The sequence below is a fragment of the Halochromatium sp. genome (assembly GCF_046541315.1).
Classification (GTDB): domain Bacteria; phylum Pseudomonadota; class Gammaproteobacteria; order Chromatiales; family Chromatiaceae; genus Lamprobacter.
The window spans coordinates 1-6,157 of the sequence record NZ_JBKHDN010000164.1; the positions used below are offsets into that span (position 1 = coordinate 1).

The following is a 6,157-nucleotide window of genomic DNA, read 5'->3' on the forward strand; positions in this document are numbered from 1 at the left end:
CGGCTCAGGGCCGGGACCGGCGCCGGGCTCGTTCCAGCACTCCCCCAGGTACTTGAGCAGCAGATTGCCGCCAAGCGAGAAGCCGATGGCGGCCAGTGGCGGGCCCTCGGGGTCTGCGGCCAAGGCCTCGAGCACCGCGCGCAGATCCTCGCTGGCCCCGGAATGGTAGGAGCGCGCGAGGCGGTTCGGCTCGCCGCTGGCGCCACGCAGATGCATGAAGACCGGCTGGAAGCCATCGCCCGCGAGCCGATCGACCAGACTGCCAGCATAGTGCGAATCGAGCCCGCCCTCGAGCCCGTGCAGGATCAGCACGCGCGGCCCCTCGCGCTGGATGCCGATCGAGAGGTCGATGAAATCGCCATCGGCAAGCTCGATGCGGCGCCGCTCGAGCGCTGTCTGCGGCGGTGCGCTCGCGCCGCCACGTTGCCTCAGCTGCATCAGCAGCTTTGGCCAGAGCGTCTGCAGATGTGGATTCCTCAGCCACCAGGGCGGGCGGAAGTCGCTGTCGATGATTCTGCCGTGGGTCATGGGGTCACGCTTGGTTGCTATCGGTGGTGCATCGCATCTCCGAATTGACGGCGACGGGTGCTAGCTGACATTGTGGGCGCTTAGGGTGCTCGCCTATACTCCACGGGCATATGCGGCCGACCGCCAACGCCGCCCCGCTGATTCCAACGGATTATGACCGAGAACGATGATGAGATCGCTTAGGAGGGCCCTGGGCCCAATCGCGCTGCTGTGCATACCCATGCTGCCGGCCTCTCTGCTGCCATCGCAGGCGCGGGCCGAGGATCTGTTGCAGATCTACGATCTCGCCGTCCGGGCCGATCCGGCGCTGCGCGAGGCGGAGCAGACCTTTTATGCAAGTCGAGAGGCGAAGCCCCAGGCACGGTCGCTGTTGCTGCCTAATTTTGGTCTCTCTGGCAGCGTCGATTACAACGCCGTCGAGTCGCGCGGTGAGAGCCAGGCGCTCACTGAATCCAACCGTAACGAGACCTTTGAGACGACGAGTCTCTCCGCCAGCGTGTCGCAGTCGGTCTACAACCGTGGCGACTGGATACGCCTCAACCAAGCCGACGATACCATCGCGCAGGCCGAGGCCGAGTTTCGGAATGCCGAGATCGAACTCATGGTGCGCACCACCGAGGCCTATTTCGAGGTGCTGCGCGCCTCCGATCTGGTGCGGGTGCGAGAGGCCTTGGTCACCGCCGATGAGCGCCAGTTGGAGCAATCGAAACAGCGCTTCGAGGTCGGTCTGGTCGCGATCACCGACGTCAACGACAACCAGGCCGCCTTCGACCGCTCGCGCGCCGACCTGATCACCGCCGAAAACGAGCTGGATAATGCCTGGGAGGCGCTGCGCCGCATCGTCGGACCGGTCAGGGTGCCATTGGCGCGGCTCGGCGATCGCCTGCCGCTGACCCCGCCGGAGCCGAACGACATCAATGTCTGGGCCGAGACCGCGCTGGCGAACAACTACGGCATCGCGGCGGCGAAGGCGGCGGCCGAGGCGGCACGCAAGAGCATCGAGATCGAACGATCCGGTTATTTTCCAAGCGTTGATGTGCAGGCCGGCTATGATGTCTCGCGCACCGGTCGGGAGTTCGGAACCGATACCGACTCCGGCTTCATCGGCCTCAACGTCAATATCCCCATCTACCAGGGCGGGGCCGTCGCCTCGTCGACGCGTCAGGCCGGGCATCAATTCCGGGCCTCGCAAGACCGGCTCGATCAGCAACGTCGCGCGGTCATGAACCAGGTCAAGGATGCCTTTCGCGGCATCCTGTCGAGCATCAGCGATGTGAAGGCGCGCCAGGCCGCGATCGTCTCGGCGCGCAGCTCGCTGGAGTCCACCGAGGCGGGACTCGAGGTCGGCACCCGCACCCAGGTCGACGTACTCAATGCCCAACGCAACCTGTTCCAGGCCGAGTTCGACTATCTCTCGGCGCGCTATGACTACATCCTCAACGGCATCCTTCTGCATCAGGCGACCAGTACCCTGACCCGCGACGTCTTGGCCAAGGGTAATGCCTGGCTCACCGATCAGGACATGGTACAGCCGCCAACCAATTGATTTCTCTCAGCCTACTGGTTCGCTCCCGTGTCAGGAAACAGCTTCGGTCGCTCGTTCGTCGTCACCAGCTTCGGCGAGAGTCATGGTCCGGCGATCGGCGGTATCGTCGACGGTTGTCCGCCTGGTCTGCCGTTGAGCGAGGCCGACCTGCAGCATGATCTCGACCGGCGCGCGCCGGGACGCTCCCGCCATACGACCCAACGGCGCGAGGCGGATCGGGTGCGGATTCTCTCCGGCGTGTTCGAGGGCGAGACCACCGGCGCGCCGATCGGATTGCTGATCGAGAATCAAGACCAGCGCTCGAAGGATTACTCCGAGATCGCCACCCGCTTCCGACCCGGACACGCCGATTACAGCTATACGATGAAGTATGGCCGGCGCGACTATCGCGGCGGCGGGCGTTCCTCGGCGCGCGAGACGGCGATCCGCGTCGCCGCCGGCGGCATCGCCAAGTGCTGTCTGCGCCGCCTGCAACAAATCGAGATCCGCGGTTGCCTGTCGCAACTGGGCCCGATCAGGCTGCCGGTGCCGGGCGATGCGGCCTTCGCTTGGGCGCAGGTCGAGCAGAACCCGTTCTTCTGTGGCGGCCAGGCCCAGGTGGCCGAACTCGAGGCCTATATGGATGAGCTGCGCAAGTCCGGCGATTCGGTGGGCGCCGAGGTCACGGTCATCGCCACCGGCCTGCCACCCGGCCTGGGCGAGCCGATCTTCGACCGCCTCGATGCCGATATCGCCCATGCGCTGATGAGCATCAACGCGGTCAAGGGCGTCGAGATCGGCGCCGGCTTTGACAGTGTCGCCCAGCGCGGCACCGAACATCGCGACGAGATGACCCCGGCGGGATTCCTCTCCAACCATGCCGGCGGCGTGCTCGGCGGCATCTCGACCGGTCAGGACATCGTCGCCCGGCTGGCGCTGAAACCAACCTCCAGCATCCGCCTGCCGGGCCGCAGCATCGACATCGCCGGTGCCGCGACCGAGGTCATCACCACCGGCCGCCATGATCCCTGTGTCGGCATCCGCGCGACCCCGATCGCCGAGGCCATGCTGGCGCTGGTGCTGATCGATCATCTGCTGCGCCAGCGCGCGCAGAATGCCCAGGTGGCACCGCCGCTGGCGCCGATCCCGTCGCAAGCGCCCTGAGTCGGCTGCTGCGTCGTCTGGCCGAGCCGATGCCGTACGCGCGTCTTTCGAGCTACTACTTCTTCCACTTCGCCGCGCTCGGCGCGCTGATGCCGTTCTGGGGGCCCTATCTGCTCGAACGCGGCTTCGAGCCGGTCGCCATCGGCGGGCTGATGGCGATTCTGATGGGCACCAAGATCCTGGCGCCGAATCTCTTTGGTGTGATCGCCGATCGGCGCGGAACCCGCATGCCGATCGTGCGTCTCGGCGCGTTGATCGCGCTGCTGAGCTTCTGCGCGGTGTTCTGGGCCGAGGGCATCTGGCTCATGGCCTTGACCATGGCCGTCTGGAGCTTCTTCTGGAATGGGCCCTTACCGCTGATGGAGGCGGTCACCTTCAACCATCTGGGGGCGCGGGTCAGCCGTTATGCGCAGGTCCGGGTCTGGGGCAGCATCGGCTTCATCCTGGTGGTGCTCGGGGTTGGTTGGTGGCAACAGCAGGCGGGTGCCGGCGTCGTGCCGATTGCGGTGCTGCTGCTGTTCGGCGGCGTCTGGCTGAGCGTCTTGGCGATTCCGGATCGTCCCCCGGATCGCAGCCCGGATCGCCGATCGGCTCAATGCCTAGGCGGAACCCCCGATGGATCGCCGCAGCCTGGCACGCTCGCGCAGCCATCGTTGCGGCGTTTGCTGCAACGCCGCGAGATCTCGTTGTTTCTCGCCGCCTGCTTGCTGATGCAGGCCAGTCACGGCGCCTATTATGCGTTTTACTCCATCCATCTTGAGGCGGAAGGCTATTCGGAAGCCGCGGTCGGGGCGCTCTGGGCCTTGGGCGTGGCCATCGAGGTGCTGGTGTTCTTGCGCATGCACTGGCTGCTGGAGCGCTTCAGCGCCCAGGGACTGATGCTGGTGAGTGTTGCGCTGGCGGTGGTTCGTTGGCTCGTGATTGGGTTCCTCGTGGAGGTCGTGGCGCTGCAGATCCTCGTCCAGATTCTGCATGCGGCGACCTTCGGCGTGTTCCATGCCTCGGCGATCCACCTCACCCATCGTTACTTTCCCGGGCCGACGCAGGGCCGCGGGCAAGCCGCGTACAACAGCATCAGCTTTGGTGCCGGCGGGGCGCTCGGCAGTCTGACCAGTGGCCTGCTGTGGTCGGAGGCGGGTGCCGCTTGGACCTATGCGGTCGCGGCCGGCTTTGCCGCGCTTGGCTTCCTGGCGGTATGGCTCGGCAAGCGCGCGAGCGAGCCGCCCGTGCCGAGCCTTGAGCCAGGGGGTTAGAGTTCGCCGTTGGCGCCGGCGGTCATGATCGATTCGATATTGTCGCGCACCAGTTCGGCCTTCTCGAGCAGGTCCGGCGGCAGGTCGGCGCTGGGGATGATCTTGCCCAGATCCAGGGTCACCAGCCAGGGCCGACCCTCGGTATCCTCGATGAGCGCGATCCGGCAGGGCAGGTAGGCGGCAAAGTCGGTATTGAACTGGAGCATCTCGTTGGCGATGCGCGCGTCGCAAAATTGGAAGATCTCGATCCGCCCCGACTCGACCTCCATCGCCGCCAGCTCCTGAGACAGCGGTAAATGGGCGACCAGCTTGAAATTCAATGAATTGGCGCGCAGTTTCATCGAGTCGACGGCATCGTCCATGGACACGTCATCGGCCAGCGGCATCTTCAGCACGGTGTCCGCGAGGGCAATGCCTTGCGCGCTGGCGCCCACGCTGACGAGCGCCAGCAGGAACGCCAGCAAGAACGTCGGCAAGACGATTGGGGATGGCAGGAACGGCAACGGCTTGGAACGCATGGGTCGTCAACCTCGTTTGGTGTGTGATTCGTCCAGCCACGGCAAGCTGGCGATAGGGCCGGCCGATCTCTTATGGATGACGCGCCCCAGGATCATTGTGACCTGTCCTTGGGTGCTTTGCCAAATCGCAGTCGGCCAGTGGGATTAAGCGGTGGCGCGGGCCGGCGCGCCGGTGGATCGAGTCGGATCGAGTCGGCGGATCGAGTCGGCCTGCGGAGCCGGGCTGTGACCGCCGTGACGCCGGGCGTATACTCGGCGCCGGATCACATCGATAACGAACCCGAGCCAATGAACTTGGGGCGCGCGCAAACACCCTGAGGGGACTAGAGGAGGAGCACGATGGAGCAAGGCCATGGTGCGCTGATCGAGCAGCTTGAAGGAGTGGAGACGGCCGCCGTGGCCTTCTCGGGGGGCGCCGACAGCACCCTGCTGCTGGCGTTGCTGCGCAAGCGGCTCGGCGCCGAACGCGTGCTCGCGCTGACGGCGGTGACGCCCTACATGGTGCGCCAGGAGATCGGCGACGCGGTGGCCCTGACCACCAAATTGGCGGTGCGCCACGAGCTGGTCGAGATCCCGATGCCCGAGGGCATGGAGCACAATCCGGCCGATCGCTGCTATCGCTGCAAGCGCGCGATGTACGGCCATCTGTTGGCGAGCGCGGCCGACCATGGCTTTGCTCCCCTGCTCGACGGCAGCAATACCGACGACGCCGACGAACAATGCCCGGGCTTGCGCGCGCTGCGCGAACTCGGGATTCGCAGTCCCTTCATCGAGGCCGGCCTCGACAAGGCTGCCGTGCGCCAGCTGGCGCGCGAGATGGATCTGCCGACCTGGCATAAGCCGACCACCGCGTGCTTGCTGACGCGCATCGGCTTCAATGTCCGGTTTTCGATGGAGCAGCTGCAGCGCATCGAGGAGGCCGAGCGGTTTCTGACCCAACTGGGATACACCTGGGTGCGCCTGCGCTGCCACGGCGACCTCGCCCGGATCGAGGTCGCCCCGGTCCAACGCGAGCGCCTGCTCAGCGACGCCGGCACGGTGATCGAAGGCATCCAGCGTTTCGGCTTCCGTTATGTCACCATGGATCTGCTCGGATACCAGTCCGGCAGCATGACCGACTAGCCGGTCAGCCCAGCGCTTGCGAGGCCATCGTCGCTCATTGATGCGCC

6 protein-coding genes are annotated in these 6,157 nt (G+C 65.8%); 4 read left to right on the forward strand and 2 right to left on the reverse strand.

The window, feature by feature from the left end:
* On the reverse strand, positions 1–528 hold a 528-nt coding region (locus ACLFQI_RS10605; protein ID WP_410759177.1), incomplete at its 3' end, for a YheT family hydrolase.
* 220 nt (positions 529–748) lie between these two features.
* Between ACLFQI_RS10605 and ACLFQI_RS10610 the strand changes: the two genes are divergently transcribed.
* Genes ACLFQI_RS10610 through ACLFQI_RS10620 form a run of 3 tightly spaced genes read left to right on the forward strand, consistent with a single transcriptional unit; the run spans position 749 to position 4,470 of the window.
* On the forward strand, positions 749–2,074 hold the full coding sequence (locus ACLFQI_RS10610) for a TolC family outer membrane protein (RefSeq protein ID WP_410759179.1): 1,326 nt from the start codon (positions 749–751) through the stop codon (positions 2,072–2,074).
* Between the two features lie 27 nt (positions 2,075–2,101).
* Positions 2,102–3,217 (forward strand): chorismate synthase, encoded by a 1,116-nt coding sequence (gene aroC, locus ACLFQI_RS10615; protein WP_410759181.1) that lies wholly within the window; start codon positions 2,102–2,104, stop codon positions 3,215–3,217.
* Between the two features lie 29 nt (positions 3,218–3,246).
* Positions 3,247–4,470: an MFS transporter gene (locus ACLFQI_RS10620; protein WP_410759183.1), complete on the forward strand. Its 1,224-nt coding sequence runs from the start codon at positions 3,247–3,249 to the stop codon at positions 4,468–4,470.
* On the opposite strand, the gene ACLFQI_RS10625 is transcribed toward ACLFQI_RS10620, so the two are convergent.
* Complete coding sequence (locus tag ACLFQI_RS10625) at positions 4,467–4,988, reverse strand: DUF302 domain-containing protein (protein WP_410759185.1); 522 nt, start codon at positions 4,986–4,988, stop codon at positions 4,467–4,469. The two genes, ACLFQI_RS10620 and ACLFQI_RS10625, sit on opposite strands and share 4 nt — an antisense overlap.
* A gap of 339 nt (positions 4,989–5,327) precedes the next feature.
* Here ACLFQI_RS10625 and larE point away from each other — a divergent pair, with 339 nt between their 5' ends.
* Complete coding sequence (gene larE / locus ACLFQI_RS10630; protein WP_410759187.1) at positions 5,328–6,110, forward strand: ATP-dependent sacrificial sulfur transferase LarE; 783 nt, start codon at positions 5,328–5,330, stop codon at positions 6,108–6,110.
* The last annotated feature ends 47 nt before the right edge of the window (positions 6,111–6,157 follow it).

Coding starts and splice junctions, on each gene's coding strand:
- ACLFQI_RS10610 (WP_410759179.1), top strand. CDS start 749: ATGCTGCCGGCCTCTCTGCTGCCATCGCAGGCGCGGGCCGAGGATCTG.
- ACLFQI_RS10620 (WP_410759183.1), top strand. CDS start 3,247: ATGCCGTACGCGCGTCTTTCGAGCTACTACTTCTTCCACTTCGCCGCG.
- ACLFQI_RS10625 (WP_410759185.1), bottom strand. CDS start 4,988: ATGCGTTCCAAGCCGTTGCCGTTCCTGCCATCCCCAATCGTCTTGCCG.
- larE (WP_410759187.1), top strand. CDS start 5,328: ATGGAGCAAGGCCATGGTGCGCTGATCGAGCAGCTTGAAGGAGTGGAG.